This is a genomic window from [Flexibacter] sp. ATCC 35208 (assembly GCF_001975825.1).
Classification (GTDB): domain Bacteria; phylum Bacteroidota; class Bacteroidia; order Chitinophagales; family Chitinophagaceae; genus Chitinophaga.
Genome location: NZ_MTKN01000036.1, coordinates 1 through 23,860, shown reverse-complemented (window position 1 = coordinate 23,860; position 23,860 = coordinate 1). Strand labels below are relative to the sequence as shown.

17 protein-coding genes and 1 riboswitch are annotated in these 23,860 nt (G+C 45.2%); of the genes, 8 read left to right on the top strand and 9 right to left on the bottom strand.

Annotated elements, in window-relative coordinates; translation table 11 throughout:
* Positions 1 to 35 precede the first annotated feature (35 nt).
* Complete coding sequence (locus tag BW716_RS21230) at positions 36 to 1,817, bottom strand: hypothetical protein (RefSeq protein ID WP_143708947.1); 1,782 nt, start codon at positions 1,815 to 1,817, stop codon at positions 36 to 38.
* 73 nt (positions 1,818 to 1,890) lie between these two features.
* Positions 1,891 to 2,082, top strand: a riboswitch (cobalamin riboswitch).
* Between the two features lie 109 nt (positions 2,083 to 2,191).
* Between BW716_RS21230 and BW716_RS21225 the strand changes: the two genes are divergently transcribed.
* The 7 genes from BW716_RS21225 (at position 2,192) to namA (ending at position 9,829) form a co-directional block, all read left to right on the top strand.
* Positions 2,192 to 3,250, top strand: a complete 1,059-nt coding sequence (locus BW716_RS21225; RefSeq protein WP_083725718.1) for a DUF5074 domain-containing protein — start codon at positions 2,192 to 2,194, stop codon at positions 3,248 to 3,250.
* Position 3,251: 1 nt separating this feature from the next.
* Positions 3,252 to 5,192: a TonB-dependent receptor gene (locus tag BW716_RS21220; protein WP_083725716.1), complete on the top strand. Its 1,941-nt coding sequence runs from the start codon at positions 3,252 to 3,254 to the stop codon at positions 5,190 to 5,192.
* A 5-nt stretch (positions 5,193 to 5,197) separates the two neighbouring features.
* Positions 5,198 to 6,295: a YncE family protein gene (locus BW716_RS21215; protein ID WP_083725714.1), complete on the top strand. Its 1,098-nt coding sequence runs from the start codon at positions 5,198 to 5,200 to the stop codon at positions 6,293 to 6,295.
* A gap of 3 nt (positions 6,296 to 6,298) precedes the next feature.
* Positions 6,299 to 7,108, top strand: coding sequence for a hypothetical protein (locus BW716_RS21210; RefSeq protein WP_083725712.1), 810 nt, complete (start codon positions 6,299 to 6,301; stop codon positions 7,106 to 7,108).
* 82 nt (positions 7,109 to 7,190) lie between these two features.
* Complete coding sequence (locus tag BW716_RS21205) at positions 7,191 to 8,294, top strand: family 20 glycosylhydrolase (protein ID WP_083725710.1); 1,104 nt, start codon at positions 7,191 to 7,193, stop codon at positions 8,292 to 8,294.
* A gap of 72 nt (positions 8,295 to 8,366) precedes the next feature.
* Positions 8,367 to 8,570 carry a cold-shock protein gene (locus tag BW716_RS21200; RefSeq protein ID WP_072357632.1) on the top strand — a complete coding sequence of 68 codons (204 nt, stop codon included), beginning with the start codon at positions 8,367 to 8,369 and terminating at the stop codon, positions 8,568 to 8,570.
* Positions 8,571 to 8,752: 182 nt separating this feature from the next.
* On the top strand, positions 8,753 to 9,829 hold the full coding sequence (gene namA / locus BW716_RS21195) for an NADPH dehydrogenase NamA (protein WP_083725708.1): 1,077 nt from the start codon (positions 8,753 to 8,755) through the stop codon (positions 9,827 to 9,829).
* Between the two features lie 113 nt (positions 9,830 to 9,942).
* Here namA and BW716_RS21190 read toward each other — a convergent pair whose 3' ends face one another.
* From BW716_RS21190 to BW716_RS21170, 5 genes are all read right to left on the bottom strand, one after another.
* Complete coding sequence (locus BW716_RS21190; RefSeq protein ID WP_179091211.1) at positions 9,943 to 10,386, bottom strand: polymer-forming cytoskeletal protein; 444 nt, start codon at positions 10,384 to 10,386, stop codon at positions 9,943 to 9,945.
* A 1-nt stretch (position 10,387) separates the two neighbouring features.
* Entirely contained in the window at positions 10,388 to 11,443 is a 1,056-nt protein-coding gene (locus tag BW716_RS21185; RefSeq protein ID WP_083725705.1) for a ParM/StbA family protein, read from the bottom strand.
* Positions 11,444 to 11,699: 256 nt separating this feature from the next.
* Positions 11,700 to 12,674 carry a hypothetical protein gene (locus BW716_RS21180; protein ID WP_083725704.1) on the bottom strand — a complete coding sequence of 325 codons (975 nt, stop codon included), beginning with the start codon at positions 12,672 to 12,674 and terminating at the stop codon, positions 11,700 to 11,702.
* Between the two features lie 208 nt (positions 12,675 to 12,882).
* On the bottom strand, positions 12,883 to 14,625 hold the full coding sequence (locus BW716_RS21175) for an ATP-binding protein (RefSeq protein WP_083725702.1): 1,743 nt from the start codon (positions 14,623 to 14,625) through the stop codon (positions 12,883 to 12,885).
* Positions 14,626 to 14,795: 170 nt separating this feature from the next.
* Positions 14,796 to 17,396: a M1 family metallopeptidase gene (locus tag BW716_RS21170; RefSeq protein WP_179091210.1), complete on the bottom strand. Its 2,601-nt coding sequence runs from the start codon at positions 17,394 to 17,396 to the stop codon at positions 14,796 to 14,798.
* A 151-nt stretch (positions 17,397 to 17,547) separates the two neighbouring features.
* On the opposite strand from BW716_RS21170, the gene BW716_RS21165 reads away from it, so the two are divergent.
* Complete coding sequence (locus BW716_RS21165) at positions 17,548 to 19,137, top strand: hypothetical protein (RefSeq protein WP_083725700.1); 1,590 nt, start codon at positions 17,548 to 17,550, stop codon at positions 19,135 to 19,137.
* A 100-nt stretch (positions 19,138 to 19,237) separates the two neighbouring features.
* Here the strand turns inward: BW716_RS21165 and BW716_RS21160 are convergent, their stop codons facing one another.
* The 3 genes from BW716_RS21160 to BW716_RS21150 all read right to left on the bottom strand — a co-directional run bounded on the left by BW716_RS21160 (position 19,238) and on the right by BW716_RS21150 (position 23,813).
* A complete protein-coding gene (locus tag BW716_RS21160; RefSeq protein ID WP_179091209.1) occupies positions 19,238 to 21,034 on the bottom strand; it encodes an ATP-binding protein in 1,797 nt (598 codons plus the stop codon).
* A gap of 437 nt (positions 21,035 to 21,471) precedes the next feature.
* Positions 21,472 to 22,878 (bottom strand): reverse transcriptase family protein, encoded by a 1,407-nt coding sequence (locus tag BW716_RS21155; RefSeq protein WP_083725697.1) that lies wholly within the window; start codon positions 22,876 to 22,878, stop codon positions 21,472 to 21,474.
* 11 nt (positions 22,879 to 22,889) lie between these two features.
* Positions 22,890 to 23,813: a hypothetical protein gene (locus BW716_RS21150; protein WP_143708946.1), complete on the bottom strand. Its 924-nt coding sequence runs from the start codon at positions 23,811 to 23,813 to the stop codon at positions 22,890 to 22,892.
* Positions 23,814 to 23,860: the final 47 nt, after the last annotated feature.

Sequence of the window (23,860 nt, the reverse complement as noted above, 5' to 3'; positions counted from 1 at the left end):
GAAATTGGTAGCCATCGCCAGTACGAAAGAAATTCTTAGAAGAAACTAAAGCCCACATGCCAGCCAAACCAATAACGTAGGTTGTCATTAAATTTAAATGCCCCATATGGGCCCGGCAGCCGGCTCTTATACCCTTCCACATTTGCATCCTTACTATTAAAATATAAGGTAAACGCTGGCCCTATAAAGATCCTGGCGTTTTTACCTATTTCCTTATTCCACGCCGTCTGCAACCGTGCCATCGTACCTACCATCTCCCAACTCCCCAGGTACAAATTCTGCTCCGTAATCTCTACACTATAATCTTTATACGACTTTCCAATACCATACCCAAAACTGTACGCCTTCGACCCTTCCATAAAACTTGCTCCTCCTATAATCAGGCTGTACAGCTTTTTATTCCCTGACTTAAACGCCAGGTTGAACGGCAACAGCTCTGTATTATATACCAATAACTGATGATACCCCCTGCGCACAATACTAATCACGCCAATACTATACCCATCAGACGAATCTGCATAATTCACCACACCTACCTGCACACCTTTCAATACCCGCGTAACGTTGATGAGGCCTGCTACCTGCACACCTTCGGTAGTATCAGCCGCATTGACAACACCAGCCACCTGCACACCTTTCAGCATTTCTGCCATATTGAACACCCCAGCTGCCTGCACACCCTGTATGGTCGTTGTATTCATATTTCCAACCCCCGCCATCATCACACCATAACTATTCTTCCTATAAATATTCACAATCCCTGAAGCGCCCAATCCCCGGGTTTCACCATTCGCACCATTATAAGTAGTAGAGAGTTGTACACCGACAAATCCCTTTGTTGTAATATTGCTGATACCCGCTGCCTGCAGACCTTTTACTGAATCAATGACCAGGTTATGCAAACCAGCTATCTGCACGCCTTCCATTTTACCACCCACCAGATTAAAAAGTGAGGCAAACTGGGCAAATCTCACATCTTTCTGATCTATATTAAAAGCACCGGATATTTCGACCCCATTTAACCCGGCCGTATACCCCCCAATAAAATTCACCGATATCTTATTTACTACCTGGGAACTCAACTTACCATGGGTACCCAACCCGGGTAATAAAGAGGTCTGATAAGGCTGATTTGCAAAGAATCTGCTTAAGTTCAGAGATTGCATACGCTGTTTGGAACTTAAAAACACCTTTCCAAACCATGTATCACTCACTCTCGAATACTGGTTCACATCCACTATACCCAACGTGATTGGTGCCGCAGGCTTGATACTCGCACTGATGTCCTGATCATACCCGCTCGCCACCATCATAATTGTATCTTTATATAATTCCTTACTCACCGTAAGCATCACAGGCATTGGCCGTTCTTTCTCCCTGAGCCGCAGCCGGTAATACCCCTGATCGTTTGTCATAGTCGAAATCAGCTGCACCCCTTCATACACACTCGCATTATTCAGTGGTTGCCCATTACTGCCATCCGTAATATGTCCGCTCACATAGAACCACTTCTCCTTATTCGGCTGCAGCATCAACTGGTTGCCCGCATCCTTATAAGCAACACTGCCCTGGAACAACTGGTCCAGTACCTGCTTCACAGTCCTGTGATTGGCGCGTACCGACACAAGACTATCGGCATGCACCATTTCCCGTACATAAGAAAAATGAAAATCACCCTGAATTTCAATGGCGTCCAGTACAGAAGATATCGGCTGGCGGGTCATGGTGACTGATACAGTCTTACTCAGGTTCCCCTGGGCATAGCTACACATAACGCCGCAAAGCAGGACCACAAACAGGAAAAGTTGTCTCAGCAAAACGGATTATTTAAAAATTTGCGGCAAGATAGGCGAAAAAACGTTTCAATTTGGTTATTCCACCCCCATAGTGTAGGTTTGTGCCGCATTTGGTGCCTGTCACTAGATAGGCTTAAAAGGGAATCCGGTGCAAAACCGGAGCTATCCCCGTAGCTGTAACCTGAGTATTATTTCCGGTTCTACTCTATGCCACTGTCCACCATGGATGGGAAGGCCGCCGGAAAATCAGGGAGCCAGAAGACCTGCCACGATGCAATAGATCCATTCAGCGCTTTCGGGTGAAAAGCTTCGGGATATACAATGATATTACGCTTATCATGCTGAATGATCTATTCCGTCGGGAACCTTTCAACTATTACAATTATTAAAACAGCATGCAAAGAAAATTACACACGCTCCTGTTAGCATTCGCCGTATTCTTCGTAGTCTCTTGTAAAAAAGATGATAATACTTCAGTTATCTCCAAAGGCACTTATGACAATGGTTATTTCATTTTAAATGAAGGCAACTTCGGTTCCAAAGGAGGAGACCTGAGCTTCCGCAGCTATAATGCGGATACCCTTTCGCAGGACAATTACCTGGCAGTGAACCCATCCAGTCCGCTGGCAACGACCTCCACCACCCTGGAATATGGCACCATTTATAATGGAAAACTTTACCTGGTAACCAACTATGGCGGTCCACTGGTAGCCGCTGATGAGTATTCCCTGAAAGAAAGCGCCAGAAATGCAGGTTTGCCGGCTAGCGGTCATGCATTCATCGGTATTGACAATAGCAATGGGCTGCTCAGTACAGACGATGGTATCTATCCGGTAACCTTATCTTCCCTGAGCGTGGGTACCAAAATCACAGGTGTAAGTGGTAGCGTTAGCGATATGCTCAAATCAGGCAACTATGTATTTGCATTAACTGCTAACGACGGTATCGTAGCATTGAAGACCAGCGACTACTCCATAGCAAAGAATTTAGGTACTGCAATAGCTGGTTTTGCCCAGGGTAAAGATGGCTACATATATGCTGCGCAAACAAATGCCCTGCTCAAAATCGATCCGTCTACACTGAAGGTCGATACGATCACCACCTCGTTTAATGTTCGCTATAACGAATGGGTATTCACCAGCAGCTCTATCGTCGCTTCTACCCAGGAGAATGCAGTCTATGTGCTGAGCGATGACCAGAAGATATACCGCTATGTTTCCGGCAACAACAGCTCCCTGAGCAGCGCTTATATCACCCTGCCAGATGACCACTACTTCTATGGTAAAGGTATTGGTTACGACGCAGCGAAAAACACCCTTGTACTGATCACAACAGGAGGTTTCTATGGGGACGCTAACAATACACTTTATACTTACAGCGCCGCAGACGCAACTTTAAAATCTGCAATTTCCTACACGGACAATCTGTATCCAGCCATGGTCGTGTTCCATTAATATGAAGACAACCAGTTTTATAATAAGCTTCATTTTGCTGTGCCTGCATTTACAGGCACAGCAAAATGATACGACTCATACCTTACAGACGATTACGATCTTCTCTGCCAAACCCGGTGCGATTACGCCCGTTCAAACCCTCAGCGGCAAGGCACTGGAAAAAATGAATAGCCTCTCCGTGGCAGATGCTGCCCGGTTCTTCTCAGGTGTTCAGATCAAAGATTATGGTGGCATAGGCGGCCTCAAAACGCTCAATGTACACAGCATGGGTACCAACCAGCTGGGTGTATTTTATGATGGCATTCAACTAAGCAATGCACAAAACGGCACAGTAGATCTAGGGCGGTTTTCCCTTGACAATATTGAACAAATAGACCTCTACAACGCCCAGAAAGGCGTAATCTTCCAACCTGCAAAAGGATTTGCTTCAGCAGCCTCTATTTATTTGCAATCCAGAAAACCTGTCTTTCAGGGAGCTGAAACCCTACATGGTAAAGCAGGCTTTAAGACCGGTAGTTTTGGATTGATCAATCCTTCCATGAGAATAGAAAAAAAACTGTCAAATAAAATAGCAGCTATTGTCAGCTCAGAATGGACCCATGCAGACGGACAATACAAATTCCGTTATCGCTATAATGATTATGACACCACTGCTGTACGAAAGAATGGAGACATCGATGCCTGGCGCGTAGAAGCAGGTGTATATGGCAATGGCAAAGATAGCAGTAACTGGCACGTACAGGGTTATTATTATAACTCCGCCCGTGGCCTGCCAGGTCCCATTGTGAAAGGGCATTTTGAAAACGGACAGCGTCAGTGGGATCGAAATGCATTTATACAGGGAGGCTATAACCAAAAATCCGGCAGGTACAGCATGCAGCTGAACGGCAAGTATATGCTGGATTATGTACGCTATCTCGATACTACGATTGTAACTACGAGTGGGCCGCTTATGAACCGGTTCCGCCAGCACGAATATTATTTATCTGCTGCCAATCAATACCGTATCAAAGACTGGTGGGATGTTGCGCTCTCCGCCGATTTCCAGGTGAACCAGATGACCGCTGTGAACCTTGATCACTTCTCTATTCCTACAAGGGTCACCACATTGGTAGCAGGCGCTACTCAATTACATTTTAACAGGATCGATCTGCAGGGAAGTGTATTAGCGAGTATCATCAATGAAAGTACAAAGCTCTATACCAGTGGTGGCAATAGAAGAGCTTATACGCCCACTGTCATTGCCTCCTGGCAACCATTCGCAGATCCGTCTTTAAGGATCAGGACATTTTATAAGCACATCTTCCGCATGCCTACTTTCAATGATCTTTATTACACCACCACGGGCAATCCCACCCTGAAACCTGAATATAGCAAACAATATGATATAGGAGCCAGTTATACAAAGACCTCCGCCGGCTGGTGGCAATACTTTGCTATTCAGACAGATGCTTACTACAGCAGGGTGACTGATAAGATCGTAGCTGTGCCGGGTAAACTCTTCCGCTGGCAAATGCAGAATATCGGATTAGTGAATATTTATGGCGTAGATGCGGGTGTGCAGACCTCGCCACGCTTCTTCAGAGAAATTGGAACAAACTTCTCGCTCAAGTATACTTATCAGAAAGCAACGGACAATAATAATCAACAGATCGTATACGTACCCTTACACAGCGGGTCTTTTACCACCAACCTGTCCTGGAAGGCATGGGACCTGAATTATAGCTTTGTGTATGTAGGAGCACGTTACTATGGTAGCGTCAATATTCCGGAGTATTATATAGAACCCTGGTATACGCATGACCTGTCTGTGTCATGGCATAACCGTCAGCTGAAACTGACAGGAGAAATCAATAATGTATTCAACCAGTACTACGATGTAATTTATAACTATCCCATGCCGGGACGTTATTATCGTATGACTGCCAGTGTAAATTTTTAACTGATATGAGAAAGTGGATCTTCGTCTTACTGGTATTAAGTGCATGTAGAAAGAGTGGTACTGACAGCAGTTCCAGCGAGGCTACGCATGTTACGGATGATACAAACCAAAGTTCCTTCTATTTATTAAATGAAGGAAATATGGGATTGAACCAGACCTCCCTCGATTATTTTAATGGCGCCAAAGGCGATTACAACCTGAATATATATGGAGAAATTAATCCTTCCATAGTAAAGGAATTAGGAGATGTAGGCAATGATATGAAAGTATATGGCAACAAGCTATATGCGGTGATCAATGGATCGGATAGGGTAGAAGTGATGGATAAACATACCGCCAAACACCTGGGTGAAATCAGCGTACGGAGCTGCAGGTATATTTCCTTTTATAACGGCAAGGCGTATGTGAGTTCTTACGCGGCCGCAAGTGGCAGTACAGATGGATCGGGGTTTGTAGCAGAAGCAGATACCTCCACTTTCGAAGTATTGCGCACGGTGACCGTAGGTCGCCAGCCGGAAGAAATGGCGGTAACAGGCAGTAAATTGTATGTGGCGAACTCCGGAGGCTATACATCTTCTAATTATGACCGCACCTTATCAGTAATAGATCTGAGCTCATTTACCGTAACCCAAACCATTGATGTTGCTATCAACCTGCAGCATGTAAAAGCAGATGGATATGGCAACCTGTATGTGACCTCCCGTGGAAATTATGATGATATTCCATCAAAACTGTTTATAGTCAGCACAACGAAAGATGCGGTGACAGATTCACTTAGCCTGGCTATAAGCAACCTCGCCATTCAGGGCGATTCTGCCTATATCATCAGCGTACAATGGAGTAATATTACAGGCGCAAATACCATTGGTTATGGCATAGTGAATGTAAAAACGAAATCAATTGTAAGCAATGGGTTCATTCAGAACCAGGCAATTACAACACCTTATGGCATAGCAGTAGATCCGGTTACAAGAGATATACTTATTACTGATGTAAAGGATTATTTACTGCCAGGTACATTGTATTGTTTTGATAAGACAGGTGCTAAAAAATGGAGTGTTACAACCGGTAATATTCCTTCAGTGATCACCTATATTCAATAATTTATGAAGAAGTGGTTATTTATATTATTAGCTTTTACTGCATGTAAAAAAGAAAACACAGGCACAAACACGACCAGTAAATACATCAGCACAGTATTTGAATACAAACCCGCCCCCGGCCAGTTTGTAAATACAAGTATCGGGGATAGCGCAGCTGCGCAAAAGCTGGTAGGTAGTACAGAAAATGTGCTTACCCTGGGTGCATTTGGAGGCTATGTCGTATTCGGATTTGATCATGGCGTGTCAAAATTCGGCATCTATAGCAATACCATCGAAAGCCTGTCAGAACCAGGTATCGTAATGGTAAGTCAGGATGTAAATGGAAATGGATTACCGGATGATGCCTGGTATACAATAGCAGGTGATCAATATACCAATGCCGTAAAGAACTACAAAATCACTTACTATAATCCCGGTGGCTATGCAGATGTAAAGTGGAAAGACAACCAGGGTGACTCAGGCACCGTCTCAATCAATGTATATCATACGCAGGTATATTATCCGTCCTTTATCTCCGCACGGGATTCCATGTCTTTTACAGGCATGAAACTACCAGCTACCCTGAAGGATAGTGCCGGGCTATATATCAATACCGGGTTTGCGTATGGCTATGCGGATAACTGGACCAGTGACTATGGCACCAGTGGGTATAATAGCTTTGATATTGCCGATGCAGTGGATGATAATGGAAATAAGGTCACCTTGTCTTCGGTCAGTTTCGTAAAGGTATATACAGGACAGAATAGCAAGGGCAATGCAACGATAGGAGAGATCTCTACCGAAATAAGAGGAGCGATTGACCTGAAAATGTAACAAAATCTGTAATTTATGTTTCCAGCCTTTCCGTTGGTGTAATTTCTTTATCGGAGATAAGACTATTTTGTATTTTATCAATATGAAAAACGTCATCTTCTTTACCCTGTTATGCTGCGTTATAGGACACGTTTCCTATTCTCAAACTCCGCCAGACAGCATTCTCCCCGTTCGCGGTTTCTGCATCGGGGCGCCCTCACCAGCTGGCCTGAACGAATTCATTCAATTCATCGACCAGGAACTGGCACCCCGCAAGGTGAATACCCTGGTCCTCCGCATCGACTACAATTACCAATACGAAAGCCACCCGGAATTCCGCACCGGAAACGCTCTGACCAAAGCCGACATCAAAATGGTGGTAGCTGTATGTAAGAAAAATCACATTCGTTTAATTCCACAGTTCAACCTGTTAGGCCATCAATCCTGGGCAGGAGAGGTCAATGCCCTTCTTGTAAAATACCCGCAGTTTGACGAAACACCCTGGGTAAAAATGCCTGAGAAATATGTATGGCCAAACCCCGACGGTCTCTATTGTAAAAGCTATTGTCCACTGGCGCCGGGGCTGCACAAGGTCGTTTTCGATATCATAGACGAACTCTGTGATGTATTCGAAACCACCGCCTTTCATGCGGGCATGGACGAAGTATTCTATATAGGAGAGGAGAAATGCCCCCGTTGCGGTGGCAGGGACAAGGCCGAACTCTTTGCCGGCGAAGTATCCACACTGCGCAACCACCTGGCAGAAAAGGGCCGCCAGTTATGGATATGGGGCGATCGCCTGCTGGATGGCAAAACGACCGGTCTGGGCATGTGGGAGGCCAGTATGAACAATACCTACCGCGCCATAGACCTGATCCCAAAAGACGTGATGATCTGTGACTGGCATTACGATCGTCCGGAGAAAACACCGGCTTATTTTGCCATCAAAGGCCTCAATATTATTACCTGTCCATGGAGAAAACCAGCATTTGCCCAGCAACAACTAAAAGATATGATAGAATTTAGAAATGCTGCTACACCCGAAATGAAAGACCGTTATCAGGGTATGATGCAGACCGTCTGGTCCAACGCAGAATCCTTTATGGACGAGTATTACGGCCGAAAAGTACCCAATGATACTTTGATGAGTACCAGCCGCTGTTTCAGAGTAATGTACAAGGATATAAATGTGGCACTTGGTAAATAATTGAAAATTAATATTTGGTCCGCGTATCTGAAAGAACTACCTTTATCCTTTACAAATTTTTAATTTTTTCAAATGACAAACAAATTTCAAGGAACTGTAAAGTTCTTTAACGAGACAAAAGGCTACGGCTTCATTAAACATGATGAATCCAATAAAGAGACTTTTGTTCACGTAAACGGTTTAATCCATGAGATCCAGGCTGACGACCGCGTGGAGTTCGAAGTGCAGGAAGGTAGAAAAGGATTAAACGCAGTTAACGTTAGACGTATCGACTAAGCTTGCTTTTTCATACACTGAAAGGAATATCCCGGCCCCCAAAGGCCGGGATATTTGTTTTTCATAAGGATTACATTCCCTCTTGAAATTATCTTTATAGAATTCCCGGGTTTCCTTAGTCATTGATCCCGCTATTTTAAATCGTTTCTATTTAAATTACAGATCTAAAGAAGAGCAATATTATGGCAGCACTATTTACGCCGCTAACGATTGGCGCAGTTACATTAAGAAATAGGATTGTGGTAAGTCCTATGTGCGAATACAGCTCCACAGACGGTTTTGCCAATGACTGGCACCTGGTACACCTGGGCAGCAGGGCAGTAGGTGGTGCAGGCCTGATCCTCACAGAAGCGATCGCCGTATCGCCGGAAGCCCGCATTTCCCCCGCAGACCTGGGCATCTGGAAAGATGAACACATCGAAAAGCTAAAACAGATTGTAGATTTCCTCCACGCCCATGGCGCCATTGCCGGTGTACAGCTGGCCCATGCCGGCAGAAAAGCCAGTACGACAGAACCCTGGAAAGGCATGAAACTGGTACCCGCGGAGCAGGGTGGTTGGGAAAATATCATGGCCCCCAGCGCCATTCCGTTTTCTGACACCTACGGACAGCCCAAAGCACTCGATAAGGAGGGAATCGACAAGGTGATTGCCGATTTCAAAGCAGCGGCTGTACGTACCCTAAAAGCAGGCTTTAAAGTGATCGAAATTCACGGTGCCCACGGATACCTCATGCACCAGTTCCTGTCACCACTCAGTAACCACCGGACCGATGAATATGGCGGTAGCTTTGAAAACAGGATCCGACTGCTCACGGAAATAGTGAGCGCTGTTCAGGAAGTATGGCCAAAGGATAACCCATTATTGGTCCGCATTTCTGCAACCGACTGGGTAGAAGGTGGATGGAACCTGGAAGAATCTACCAAACTGGCAGCCATCCTGAAAGATGCTGGCGTGCACTTAATCGACACCTCCTCCGGTGGCCTCGATACCCGTCAGAAGATCCCGGTAGGCCCATTATACCAAACCGAATTTGCTAATCATATAAAGAAAGAAACCGGCATCCCAACAGGAGCCGTAGGCCTCATCACCACTGCCGAAGAAGCCGAAATGATCGTGAGTACAGGCAAGGCTGACCTGGTGTTCTTAGCAAGGGAATTACTAAGAGATCCTTACTTCCCGCTCCATGCAGCCCATCAGTTAAAAGATGAGTCTTTAAAATGGCCGGTTCAGTACGAAAGAGCTAAACCCAGGCATTAAACAAAAGGAGGCCGTACGGCCTCCTTTTGTTCGGGTACCTAATGAAGATAGGTAGTCCTTTAAGTAATTCTGAGAAGGATTATTTATTTTTGATACCCCTTCCCTTCAATATTTTAAAACCAACTGGTCGGCTTTTCCTCTTCCACAGGCAAAGGTAGGTCCGGTTCTGGCTCGGTATCCAGGGGTACCGCGTTCTCCAGATCATTTACATGTTTTCGGATCGCCCCTTCTATTACAGCTTCTTCTTCCAGCTCCAATATCAATGCCGTCACATCGCCCTTTATATAGGCTTTATTACTGATCACCGCCTTATTGGTGATAAAGATATCACCATATACTTTGCCGAAGTGGATCAGATCTGTCGCGTACACATTACCTCTTATACTGGCGGTATTGCCTATGGTCAGCAACCCGTCTGTACGCACATCGCCACGAACAGTGCCATCTATACGGCCCGGAATCGGAGATTCGATAGCGCCCTGTACAGACACTTCTTTCGGTATCACGAACATGCCTTTCCGGAAGGCGTTTTTGAGTATTTCAATTATTGCAGACACATCATATTTTTGAAACCGCAGATATATTTTCATCTTCAAACACAGAAATGATAGAGGAGGCATTGCCCAGGTCCAGGCCCACACTACGCTGATGCTTATCATCTGAGATACGCAGTGAGTTATAAAGGTAACCTATACTCACGAGGTTTTCAGGATCTGGCGCCACATCTACAGGAATAAAATCCTTAAATTCTTCCAGGAAGCAATCCGTCAGTTCACGATAATGTGCACCGCCACCCATCAGGTAGATCTTGCTACAGGTTTCAAAATCCTGGTCTGTGAAATAATTACGCATCAGCGGAGATACTACTTCTTTGTAATACTGCTTCAGCAGGGCTTTACGCGTTTCTTTGAGGTCAATGCGTTTGCGGTTGGTAAAGATGGAACCCTTCATGAAAGCATCGTCCAGCTGATGCTCATTTTTCATATCCAGGTAATATGTTTTATTCAGCTCACGGGCCAGGTTGTTAATGGCATATTTGATACCGTGAGAACTGAAGCAGGTACGGTTTATCAAACCATCGGCGGTAGCCAGACCTCCTTCGATAGTACCAAATCCAAAGCTCACTGCAATAAAGTTGTCATTCTTAGGCTCATTCAGGGTCTTCTTCAAACCGATAATACCACCCACTATTTCAGGAATCACTTCAAAACGTTCAATATCCAGCATCCCTTTTTTGATCGTGCCTTTGTTGTTGAAAGTCTGCGTATCATATTCTATCAGAAAATGTCTTTTACTCAGGAATTGTTCTGCGGCGGCCTTGTAAATATTATAGGTAGAGAATGGAAATCCCATGGTGATAGACAAGGGTTGTTGCACCTTGTCCAATACATTAACCAGCGCGGCTTTGAAGAGTATTTCATAGTCATCTTCCTGGGGAGCCGCATTCGTAATACGCCCCGGGTTGATGCCGCCTCTTCTGGCGAGGTTACCAACTATGTACCAGTTATCGTCTTTTTTGATTTTTAAACCATTCAACAGGTCTTTTGAGGAGTTTTCTGTGTTACCATACGCAGACTCGAACACGCTGGGAAAACTGATAGCAGATACTTTCATGATGCAGGATTATATGATTAAAACTTTCTAAAGTTTACAAAATTTTATACCTGGGCAACCTGGGAAACAGGGGAACCAATCGCTACAATAGCGGGAAGGGATTATTATTCCCGCGTTACAATAACATTAAATATATAAAATAATATTAAACATCACCCAAAACAAATTTAGCTATAACTTAAAAATATTGATAATCAAGCGGGCAGAACATAGCGAAAACCCGCTTTGAAGCGGGTTTTCGCAAAATAGTGTAACCTTATTCCGTTACATAATTGAACTCATATCTTGCTGTGTCATAAATTGACCAGTCCATAAACCCTCTTAGCATGGTGCCCATTGCATCCAGGTGGTCCTGGATGGCAGTATCGATCCTGATACCAAAAGTAGGTAACTGTGCCTTTAATTCATTGAACTGTGCAATCTCCCGGTCGTGTATCCGGGCGGTCTCTTCTATGGCCTGTTCCAGCGAAATGTTTCTTTCGTGTTCAATAACTACTACCAGATTGTGCTCATCCCCATGCTCCAATTCCTTAGAGAGCGAGAAAAGGTCGTTTGACCAGCAGATGGTTCTGCGCGCCAGTTCTACCAGGCGCTGGAAATCTTCATTTTGCAACACAAAAACGGGCAGATTCTGTTTGGTAGCTACTTCCAGCAGATCTGTAGCCAGGTTGGCCGCCGCAAAATAAGGTCGCATTTTCATGTACTGCAACATACTCGGATGCCGCTGTGCACGGGAGTTTTCGATCTCCCACATGCCCGCTTCAAACACCGCCTTCAAACTAAGGGTAAACTGGCATTGCCAGGAGGCACTGCTCAACCGGCGCATCTTTTCCCAAAAGTCACTGAATGCCGCCATGATCGGGTTTACAGAAACAGGCACCCGCTTGTTGAGTCGTAATACATTTACAAAACCCCCAATGATACCTTGTACATAATCCGCGGTTCTATAACCTGCGGTCTCTGATGAAGCATGGTCCAGCAAATCATCCATAACAAACAGCAGGGAGTTCAGATTGTTGGCCGCGCAAAGAAAATCGTAATCTGCATCCGGATAAGTCCTGCAGGTCATCCAGGCAAACTTGTAGTTCGCGTACTTCCCGTACAATTCCTCCCCTGACAGGAGCTGAAATCGGTGTAGCCAATTGGTAGTGTGTCTGTCTACCTTGTCTACAAATGGACTGATCCTTGACTCAAAAGGACAGTAAAGCTGCGGAACGTTAATAGTCTTCATACTTGTGTGTGTTTTATGAGTGAAAGAAAAACAAGCCTGGATTAGTTGCTGATAGTGCTGCGGAACTCCGCAGTAGCACAAGAGAAGACATTCAAAAGTATAAGTACGGCATAAACGACTATGAGCCTGGTGAAGGCTGAGTATTTGACAGCATACTACGGGTTGTAAACCAACATTATATAACGTGAAGATACGGCAAGTAGAGAGATTAAAACAGGGCGGGAAGCTTGAGACAGTTATTGATCTCCTGGGTCAGTACATTGAAATCGATGGGTTTTGTAACATAGCCGGCTACGCCTGCATTCAATAGCGCATCCCTGGCTTCTTCAAATACATCACCTGTGGTGATAATAACGGGAATATCTTTTAAATGGGGTATAATTTTTAATTGCTTCAGTAACGTGTGTGCATCCATATCTGGCAGATGGCTATCCAGCAGTATGATATCCGGTGGCTGCTCCTGCATCACATTCAATGCCTGCTGACCGGTAGAAGCCGTTTGCAGGCGGCACCCCAGACTTGACAAATAACGCGTCAGGTAGATCTGACTCATCTGGTCATCTTCCACTATCATCATGCGGATGTTCGTAAAAGAGGGCAGGGGCGGCATTTCCGTCATCACCGGTTGTGCTGGTTTATTCCCTTCAAAGGCCACCAGCGGGAAGGCAATACAGAACAAAGTCCCTTTCCCCGGTGAACTGTCCGCTGTGATCGCGCCTCCCAGCAAACTTACCAGGTAACGCGCAATATGCAACCCTAACCCTGTACCATTTGAGAAATCACTCTTACCGGTGAAAAACGGATCGAAGATCTTTTCCAGCTGCTCCTTATCCATACCCTGACCCGCATCCTGGATGCGGATATAACAAATGTTCTTTTCGGTAGACACCTGGATGAATATAGTAGAATTATCAGCCGTAAATTTAATGGCGTTGAAAAGGATATTGTTAACGATCTGTGTCAGTTTCACTTTGTCACTGCAGATCTGTGCAGGCATCTGCTGCCTGTCGTAATCCAGCGCGATTTTCACCCCTTTATTTCTTGCGATATACTGACTGGTGATCACAATATTATCAATCCAGTTTTTGACATCAAACGGTTCCCGGAATACCTCATGGATCTTACCAACTTCGATCCTTGATAATTCCAGTACATTATTGATAATTTCCAGTGCGTGATAGCTCGCCGCACACAGGTGTTCCGCCGTAGCACGGATAGGCGCAAGCTCTTGCTGCTGCTTACTTTGTATGACTAATAGCTGACTGATAGAATGAATGGCATTCAGCGGTACGCGGATTTCGTGGTTGGTTTCCCGCACGAACACGCTCTTGTAGTCATTGGCCTTTTCCAGCTTTTCCCCTCTTTCCCGTAGCTCCGCCACCAATATGTCATTCTGGTTCACATAAAATGCGATGATAAGTATATTGAGACTAAATACAACTACAACAGCAGAGAAGTGAATAATACGCTGATTGGTGATACCAAAGGTCAATGGCGTTATCAAATGTATCTCATCATTGACCTGCAGTAATATCACCACAGCCATGGTCAATGCAACTGATATTATCCTGTACTTCGTGTCTTTGATAATGAGAAAACTGGTACCAATCAGAAAAATAGCCAGCAGACTTGCTTCTATCACAGCCGATAATATGATACCAAAATAAAGTGTAGCGATATTGGGAATTAACTGGGCCAAAAGGGCAGCAAGATCATATTTACCTTTACTGTTTATCCATATAATAGAAAAATAAGCAAACCCCTCCAGCGAAGCCGCGATAAGGATTTCCATTTTCCCCGAAATAGCATAAAAGAACCATGCAAAAAAAGTAACTAACAACCCAATGATCAGCGATATCGTATTCACCTTGATAATACGTGTTCGCAGATCCAGGTCATCCACTTGCGCTCCAGTGTGTGTAATAGTTGTAAGTGTGTCTCTGATATGCATTCGCTTTCGTGTTTATTACAGCACGGCCAAACTCATCCTAATTAGTTGAGCTTTATCAATTTGCTGCAATATAACGAACTATATATAAATGCTACATACAAAAATCGCTTCTACCATAGGCAGAAGCGATTCATGCAAATTACTATATTTAAAACGAGTTAGATATTAAATTATTTAAACTCGCTATCATTCAGACCACTGTTTACCTTCACCTCGTTCACCTTAAAATTGATCTGCTGATTGCCACCAATTGTATTGACAAGGGTGAATGGGAATTTAATACCGCTAACGTCTTTGTAATCACTGAATTCCAGCATACCGGTTATCTGGTCGCCCTGCTTGTTGATGGACTTCACCTTGTAATAACTAGCCGCATCAAAATACAGTTCAATCACTTCGCCGTCGGTTTCAGTCACAGTTACTTTATAGGCATCCTTGCCATTCACCTGTTCGAAGTCAGGAGACAGCACAAGCTTAGCGCCATCACTCAGGTATTCCCTTTCAGGGAAGAGTTCCAGGCTACCTTTCAGTTCTTTCCTCATGTCTGCATCTACCGGCATCCTGTTACCCATTTGTTCAGCAACCACGCTGTCGCCATTGATGATCAGGCGGCTTGCATGTGCACCCATGGCAGCAATGTAGATGTCCATGTAGTACTTATCAGGAGATTTGTACTTCTTTGTCATGGATATTTCTGTACCCTGTACACTACCCATAGCAGACATTGACTGATCCTTAATGCCATTCAGTTTGTCCATACCTCCGATCGCAGCAAAATAACGATTGATCACATCTGTTGCGGTGGTACCTGTCGCTACTTTACGCACTTCACCTTTCCATACGTTGTTGGAAGGATCTATATCCGGTAAGCCTTTCGCAGGATCGATCACTACCCCTGTCAGTTTGGTAGCAGAGTTATATTTAAATGTCCAGGTACCGGAACGTTGCCAAACTTCAGCAGGCAGTTTCACGGTATCTGTTTTGCCATTGCTGTCGGTAATCGCCAGTACAACCGGCATTACCAGCTGGTCACGGTTTTCGATGGTGATCAGGGCGCCTTTGGCAGGATCACCGCTTACATATTTTACATCTTTTACCGCCTGGTCCAGTGCCCAGTTTTCCAGGAACCAACCACGCCAGAACCAGCTCAGGTCTTCACCAGCTGCATTTTCCATCGTACGGAAGAAATCCCATGGAGTCGGGTGCTTGAATGCCCAGCGATTGATATAAGTGCGGAATGCAAATTCAAAACGCTCTTTGCCAAGAATATAATTACGCAAAATAGTCAGACCCGCAGCCGGTTTGTAGTAAGCCGCCGTACCCAGGTAACTGTTCTGGATCACATCCGGAATCGTCATGATAGGATCTGTGCCAAACATGCCACGGCCGGTATTCTGTACCTGCATCGGTGTGTAGTACTCTCCTTTGTTAAATGCTTCAGTAGAACCCTGGTTGATGAACGTATTAAAGCCTTCATCCATCCAGGCATATTTACGTTCGTTGCTACCCACGATCATCGGGAACCAGTTGTGACCGAATTCGTGATCGGTTACACCCCATAGACCGGAACCGGTGCTTCTCCAGGAACAAAATACGATACCCGGATATTCCATACCACTAATGCTACCAGCTACGTTGGTGGCTACAGGGTAAGTAAATTCAAACCATTGTTTGGAGTAAAACTCGATACAACCTTTTACAAATTCAGTAGATCTGAACCAGCCGTTCGGACGCCTGATCGCTTCGGTCGGATATACTGACTGTGCCAGTGCCTTACGGCCACTTGGCAGTTTCAGTCGTGCCGCATCCCATACGAATGCTTTGGAAGCTGCCCAGGACACGTCTCTTGCATTTTTACATACAAAGTGCCAGGTCAGGTTCCCCTTGCGTGATTCAGTAGGCTTTGCGACTTCGCTGCTATCCCTGATCATCACAGTCTTATCACTTTTATAAGCCTGTGCCAGACGCGCTTGTTCTTTAGCAGTCAGTACCTGGGCGCTGTTCACCAGTTCACCACTACCTACTATGACCAGACCTGCAGGTGCGGTAATCTTGTAGTCGAAGTTGCCATACTCAAGGTAGAACTCTGCCGCTCCCTGGTAAGGAATGCTGTTCCAACCCAGTACATCGTCGTATACTTCCATGCGTGGATACCACTGGGCAATCTCGTACACCCAGCCATTCTGGGTAGTTAAGCGCCCCATACGGTCAGTACCGTATTGCGGAATATCAAAAGCATACTCAATTTTTATCTGTAATGCAGCGCCATTCGCAGCCTGTGGCTTAGGCAGGAAGATCTGCATCCGGGTATCGCTGATTAAATACCTGACAGGGGTAGCCTTGCCATTGCTCACTACACTCACCGATTTGATTTCATCACCCTTGGTGTAGCTCTTGTTGGCAAAACGACCACCAGTGACTACTGCGGTAGCAGAACCACGGCTATCTTCCCTGAAAATGTTCTGATCCAGCTGTAACCACAGGAAAGGTAGCTGATCAGGGCTGTTATTGGTGTAGGTAATGGCTACGGAACCAGTCAATCTGTGCGTACCCGTATCCAGGGTAGTATTGATGACATAATCTGCCCTGTTTTGCCAGTATTTGTGGCCAGGAGCACCGGAAGCGCTGCGGTACTCATTGCCGTTTGAAGAGTAGAATAGTGGATTAAAAGCCGCGTGCGGATCGTATTTGGGGGCTTCTGTCTGTGCTAATGCAGGACCCGCCAGACTTGCTCCTAACAGACAAAAAAGTAAGAACTTGTTGCTTCTCATTATATCATTCAATTGTTAATAATAATGCATAAATATAATAAAAGGGGCGAAAGGACAAGTAAAAAAGGATAAAGGGCAAACAATCAGTATGTTCTCATTAAACATTTGGGAAATTAATTATACATTTACATTCATAACCTTTTTTTTACCTATGAGATATTTCTGGCAAGGCACCAGCCTTCTTGCCGTGTTATTTGCATCACAACTTTCCGCGCAGGTACCACAAGTACAACTTAGCAATAACTTCCCTGAACCAGGAGATGGATTTGATAAGATTCTACTCCTCAACAACAGTTATACAGCTTACCTGCACTTTGATAAAAAAGCAGGTATTATCGTCAACATGTACGATGCAAAGCACAAGATAGCTACAACCGATACGGTAACTGGTCAACTGTTCGATATAAACGCATTGAATGACACAGAAATAGATGGTATCTATGAAATAAACAACCAGGTAGTCATCTTTCTCCAGCAACTGGTTAAGTACAAGCCACGTCTATACAGATTGATACTGGATGGCAAAACCGGTCAGTTAGTAAAGGAAGATCAGTTAGGCGAACTGCCTACTATCCAGCACAGGGATGTTGTCGTACAGGACAACTTTGCCTCACACGATTTCTATGTGGCCAAAGACCCGCGTAGCGGCTATTATGCCATTGCTGCATTTGCCGGCGGTGAAATGGATCGGAAGGAAACGCCAGGCGAACGGGTACAGGTTTATCAGTATTCCCCTGATCATCAGCAAATTGGGCATAGTACTACTTACCTGCCTTCAGCAGATTACCCTTATCACGGATACCTGGACATGGCCGTGCACAACGATCAGGTATATCTGGTCACAGCTCCTTTGCGCATCCGCAAGAATCCAAAGGATACTGCCTGCATGGTAGCCGTATCAGGTATTCATAATACAGAGGTGAAGCACCAGCTGCTACCTTACACATCGAATATGCAGGACATCCATGCAAATATCCAGTATATACCTGCGGCTCAGAAACTCGTATTACTACTAACCAATGCTACCGGCAAAGGAACCAAAACCCCAGGTGTAGCTATGACGCTCAGTTACCTGGATGCCGGCACATTAGAAGAATATCGGCATCAGGCAGTAACGCCGGATCAGATCAGCGCTACTTATTCAGGTGTACCGCAGCAGCTATTGACAGCGGATGACGGTACTGCCACATTGCTGCTGGAAAATACAAGTCTGTTCAGTTCCGGCAATGCCAATGCCTGGAATAATATGCATACCAATATGAATGATATTGGTATCATGACCCTGGATAGCGCAGGTGCGGTAAAATCAGGTATGGCGCAAATCAAGATGCAGGTAGCGAATGGTCTCTATGACCCTATGTTCCTGCACCGCAGAAAGAAAGGGCAATGGATGTTCCGCAACAGGATTCAGGCCCTGAATACCACGCCTTACCTGTCATTCGATTACCTGACCACAGCACGTGGTAAGTTTATCATTTTCAATGATTACCTGCAATACCTGGATCCGGGTGGTGTGTATACCGACAAGAAAGCATTGCGCTACCTTACCGATGCCAATACCGTTTGTTATAATAGTGCCGGCGAAAGGATGTTCCTCTTTGGTACCCCTGAAACCTACAAAGGCTACTATACCATGCTGGGTGCCAGTGATTTTAGGCAGGAGAAAAGCCAGTATGTGACGCTGCTGATCACAAGAAAGGGGGAGACAAAAACTGCAAATATTGCCTGGGTGCAATTCTAAGCAGAAAAGGGTGGTACCTAATAAAAGAGGCCGTATCATGAGTAATACGGCCTCTTTTTCTCTGAAAATGGTTTTCATCCCTGTAGGTGAATCCCCTTTTTTACTCAATATATTTCGTAAGTGTGGCATGCAATGCCTTGAACTCAATAGGTTTTACCAGGTATTCATTCGCCCCCGCATTGATCATTTCTTCACTGGCTTCATTAAATGCATCTCCACTGGCGATGATGACCGGCACATTTTTCAGTACATCATCTTTGCGAATATGAGTAAGTGTATCTTTGCCGCTCATGCCCGGAATATGCGCATCCAGGATAATGATATCCGGTTTTGAAGCCCTGCCCAGGAGCATGCCCTCCACACCATCGCTGGCCAGCGTAACCCTGCTACCCAAACTACAAAGGAACCGTGATAAAACCATCTGACTCATTTTATCATCTTCTATAATCAGGATGCTGGCGGCATTCAGGTTCATCATTCTTTCCGGCCAGTCTTTCAGGTCTTTACCCGGCAAGCCTGCTGCACCTTCCAGCGGCAGACATACCGTGAAGGTCGTACCAATGCCTATCTGACTCTTCACATCAATAGTGCCACCCATAGCTTCCGCCAGGTGACGCGTAATGTGCAGGCCCAAACCAGTACCTTCCAGGAATATATTCCGCTCTGATACAAAGGCATCAAAAATAGTAGCCTGCCTCTCTTCGCTGATCCCTTCTCCCTGATCGGCCACGGTGATATTCAACCGTTCTCCTTTAGGGAAAATATGAATGGAGACATTGCTCTCACTCGCTGTGAACTTGATCGCATTTGACAGGAGATTATTGAGCATCTTCGTGAGCAACATTTTGTCCAGGAAAAGGAATTCCGGTACTTCTTCTGATATATTATACCGGATCCGGACCATTTTAACCCCTGCTATATATTGGTGTATATTCACCACATTGTCCAGCCATTCCCTGATATCCAGCGAGGAGTTTTGCGCCGTATCTGCCTTGCCGGCTTCGATCCGTGAAAACTCTAATACATTGTTAATGATTTCCCTGGTATTAAAACTGGCGGCGTAGAGGTGATCGGCCAGTAGCCGGATGGGAGCGAGGCTTCTGTCCTGCGCTACTTTGAGTTGCAAAAGCTGACTGATACCAAAGATGGCATTCAGCGGGGTCCGGATCTCGTGACTGGTTTCACGTACAAAAACAGTCTTGGCATCTGTAGCCCTGGCCAGTTTGGCCGTGAGCTCTTCCAGATCCGAATTTTGTAGCCTGACTGTTTCCAGCATTTTCCGTACCTGTGTCATTTCGCGGTTCCGTAGTCTATCTGCATTCTTAATATAAAAGGTGAACACCATCATATCCAGGATCAGGATGGATGGAATGGTCGCCCAGCGAATCACGAATTCAACAGGAAAAACAGTGGAAAAATTTATGGCAGGCGGATAGAAACCAAAGTACATATTGATTTCGCCGGCCATAAAACACCCAATAGTAATACCAATAGCTAACCTTCTCAGAAAAGGTCGCTGAAATAATAGCAATGATAAACCAATCAAGAAAATAAATAGAAGATGAAATTCTGTGACCCGCCCCATGACGGCGCTGTAATATTGAATGGTCACATTGCTGACGATGATCAGGAGAATGCTGGCGAGGGTATGCCTTCCCACCCAGTTCACGCAAATGATAGTGACAAAGGCAGCGGCTTCTGCGAAGGCTGGCCACACAATGATCTGGTTTCCAATCAGGTAGTGACAGCACAAACTGAGGGATAAGGACATAGCAGCACAGGTCAGACACAATGTATTCACGAAGCGGATAATTCGTTGTGTGTCTTCAACCTCCTGCAATGAAGTTGCCTTCACGTTACTGCAACCAGTGGTAACGATTCGTTGTAGTAGGTTCATGTACCGATATTTTAAATTAACGGAACATAACATTTCGTAGACTTACCGACAAGTTCCCGGCTTGTACAGTAAATCCAGTCCATGAGATGGTGTATCAGAGTTAAGAAGCAGGCAATGAGCTGAAACTGATTAATTTTGGGGTGGATAGCTACAATTGCTTGTACAGTTTAGGTAATAAAAGGACCCCCATTGCTATGTTTTTTCATTGTGATTTGTTTTGTGATAACGGAGATTACTATGCTGATAGTTTTTGATAACGAAATTAGAGGATAGTTCGCTTGTGTGATCAACTAAAAAATTAACAGTTGATGACGCAAAATAGTTCAATTGTGAGAGGAAATAGTTAATGATCTGTTAACAAAAAGAAAATGTTGTTTAAACAACAAAAAAACGCCTTTCCCTGTGTAAAAGCGTTTTTTCGGAGTAGAAGCTAGTGTTTACACCACATTCCACCAATTATCATCTCCTTTTTGGGGCGGATTTTTTTCAGAAGCAGGAGCCGGTGCACCCGTCATCAAAGTGCGTGCCTGGGATTTTATATCGTCCCTGTTCAGGAGTAACCTGATTTTATCTTTTAGCAGGCGTCCGGTTTCGGGTTTTACCATGGCTACATAGTTGGCAAAACCTTCTATGCTGCTAATGATGTTTCCATTGCCCCATTTTTTATTAGCCAATCCGGATACGCTGATCTGGTGGAGCAAGGCCCTGAATTTACGGAGGGTATCCCTGTCCAGGCTCAGTTTCTCATTCACCACAATACCGGTTACTTCCCGTTTGCCACCTTTGCGCATTACCTTCAACTTATCAGGATGGAGGTGGAAGCCTTCTTCTTTCACGACCTGCTTTACTGACCAGAGTAACTGACCGATCTTGTCGGCAGGTTCGCCTTTGGTAGAGAAAGTCATATCATCTGCATAGCGGGAGTAGGTATACCCAAACTTTTTAGCCAGACCTTCAAAACGCTTGTCCAGACCATAGCAAATAAGGTTTGTGATGGCCGGACTGCTGGGCGCACCCTGTGGCAGGTGCCGGGGAGTATTGGCCACAAAATATTCCTGGCCGTCCAGGGCTACCTGGTCTACTTCGGGCTCAGTACATAGCAGGCAGAGAATAGTGGCCAGTTGTTCGCTGTAACCAAGTTTTATAAAGAGCCCTTTCACACGTTTATATTCAATTGTCGGGAAAAAGTCTTTCAGATCGATATTGATCACCACATCCTGACCTACGTGATTAGTTGCATTGGTCACGATGGATTTGCCCGGCACGAAACCATGTGCGGCTTCGCTGTTGGGTACCTTATACAGGATATTTTCCAGCACCCAGTACTGTGCAGCTTTTAGTTGTGGCATAGGAGCAGAGATCAGTCTGCGGCCACCTGACTTCTTAGGCAGGTAAAAGCGCTTGTAATGGGAGATAGTACCTACCTTCCTGTCAAATGCCAGGAAACGTAGTTTACCGAGGGTAATGCCCATAGCTGCGGAGAGCTGTACGGCATCATGAAGCAGCGGGAGGCCGAAGCGCTGTAGCAGTTCAGTATTGGAGGAGGTTTTATTTAATCCTGCAGAAACGTCTTCACCGAGATAGACGATAGATTTCGACTTTTCTTCTGCCCAGACTGCGGCGCGCTGCTGGCGTTTCTCTTCATTCCGTTTTTTGGTCTCAGCACGTTTTGCCTTGGCGGCAGCCATGCGGGCTTTACGCATGTCCGTGAGTACCTGTTGTTTATTTCTGTATTCGTTAAAGAAAGTAGGCTCACGCCGGGTATCAGGTGAAAATGAAATTCCTGCTGATGTAGCATTGCTATATACCTGCGTACTGCCGCTATATCTATAATTGAATAACATGTGATCAGGGTTTAAGATGAATGCTCAGGAATAGCAATAAATTGAACAGGCAGCGTAATATCCGGATATTGTTCGTGGATGTTGCGCATGATCTGAATGCAACGTGCTTTGTCGCCAATAGCCACTGTTGCAGAGATATGTGCAATGATCACCGCAATATATTGCGCAGCTTCGTCCGATTTCAGGGCTTCCTGTTCCAGGAATGCAAAGATGCGTTCTTTGGCCACTCTTGCTTTATTGACCCTGGATAATACAGAGCGGAAATAAAACTCAAGTTCCCGCAAGCGATCCGGTTCACCAGCTGCATATTGAGCCAGGTAGTTGGTCGCAAAGGTTTGCATACTTACGCCCGGGTGCTGACTGAGTTTCAGGAGGTAGTTGAGACCGTCTTCTGCTTTGAAGAAACGGGTCAGCAATTCCCTGCCAAAAGCCTGTACGATTGGGTTCACGCTGTCTGCAATGGCAACGAGGGTTTCCGGCGACCAGTCTTCATCCCTGAAGTGGGTACGGAAAAACTGCATGGCGAATGTGCGGGTATCATCCCATTTTGCATCCAGTAAACCGATAGCATCGTCCCTCTCGTAGCGGATACGTGGAAGTTGCTGCTCATAAAAACGCCAGCACCATTCACGTACTTCTCTCAGTTCATGATTGCCGGTAGCGATCACCTGTTTGAGGGTTAATTCTGCAGGTGGAATATATTTTTCCAATACAAGTACACCAAATGCCTGTGTAGCGCGGTAGTTGGAATAGGTGAGTCTTAAAGCAGTAGCCTTATCGATATCATGCAGGTGCCCCACGAGTTCATTGCCAAGAATATTAGCGATGTCATTGTGCAACCCTTCAGAAGTTTCTTTTCGCATGAGCAAAGGCACGAGTTCGTTCACCAGCCATACAGCGAGGTCGTTGTAGTCCTTTACAAGCCTTGCAAGCACAGGACGAATACCCTGCCGTACATCTGAGTAAGAACATGTTTAAAAAT

Excerpts from the sequence above, each read along its gene's own strand:
- BW716_RS21225 (WP_083725718.1), top strand. The coding sequence starts at position 2,192 with ATGCAAAGAAAATTACACACGCTCCTGTTAGCATTCGCCGTATTCTTC.
- BW716_RS21220 (WP_083725716.1), top strand. The coding sequence starts at position 3,252 with ATGAAGACAACCAGTTTTATAATAAGCTTCATTTTGCTGTGCCTGCAT.
- BW716_RS21215 (WP_083725714.1), top strand. The coding sequence starts at position 5,198 with ATGAGAAAGTGGATCTTCGTCTTACTGGTATTAAGTGCATGTAGAAAG.
- BW716_RS21210 (WP_083725712.1), top strand. The coding sequence starts at position 6,299 with ATGAAGAAGTGGTTATTTATATTATTAGCTTTTACTGCATGTAAAAAA.
- BW716_RS21205 (WP_083725710.1), top strand. The coding sequence starts at position 7,191 with ATGAAAAACGTCATCTTCTTTACCCTGTTATGCTGCGTTATAGGACAC.
- BW716_RS21200 (WP_072357632.1), top strand. The coding sequence starts at position 8,367 with ATGACAAACAAATTTCAAGGAACTGTAAAGTTCTTTAACGAGACAAAA.
- namA (WP_083725708.1), top strand. The coding sequence starts at position 8,753 with ATGGCAGCACTATTTACGCCGCTAACGATTGGCGCAGTTACATTAAGA.
- BW716_RS21185 (WP_083725705.1), bottom strand. The coding sequence starts at position 11,443 with ATGAAAGTATCTGCTATCAGTTTTCCCAGCGTGTTCGAGTCTGCGTAT.
- BW716_RS21180 (WP_083725704.1), bottom strand. The coding sequence starts at position 12,674 with ATGAAGACTATTAACGTTCCGCAGCTTTACTGTCCTTTTGAGTCAAGG.
- BW716_RS21175 (WP_083725702.1), bottom strand. The coding sequence starts at position 14,625 with ATGCATATCAGAGACACACTTACAACTATTACACACACTGGAGCGCAA.
- BW716_RS21170 (WP_179091210.1), bottom strand. The coding sequence starts at position 17,396 with ATGAGAAGCAACAAGTTCTTACTTTTTTGTCTGTTAGGAGCAAGTCTG.
- BW716_RS21165 (WP_083725700.1), top strand. The coding sequence starts at position 17,548 with ATGAGATATTTCTGGCAAGGCACCAGCCTTCTTGCCGTGTTATTTGCA.
- BW716_RS21160 (WP_179091209.1), bottom strand. The coding sequence starts at position 21,034 with ATGAACCTACTACAACGAATCGTTACCACTGGTTGCAGTAACGTGAAG.
- BW716_RS21155 (WP_083725697.1), bottom strand. The coding sequence starts at position 22,878 with ATGTTATTCAATTATAGATATAGCGGCAGTACGCAGGTATATAGCAAT.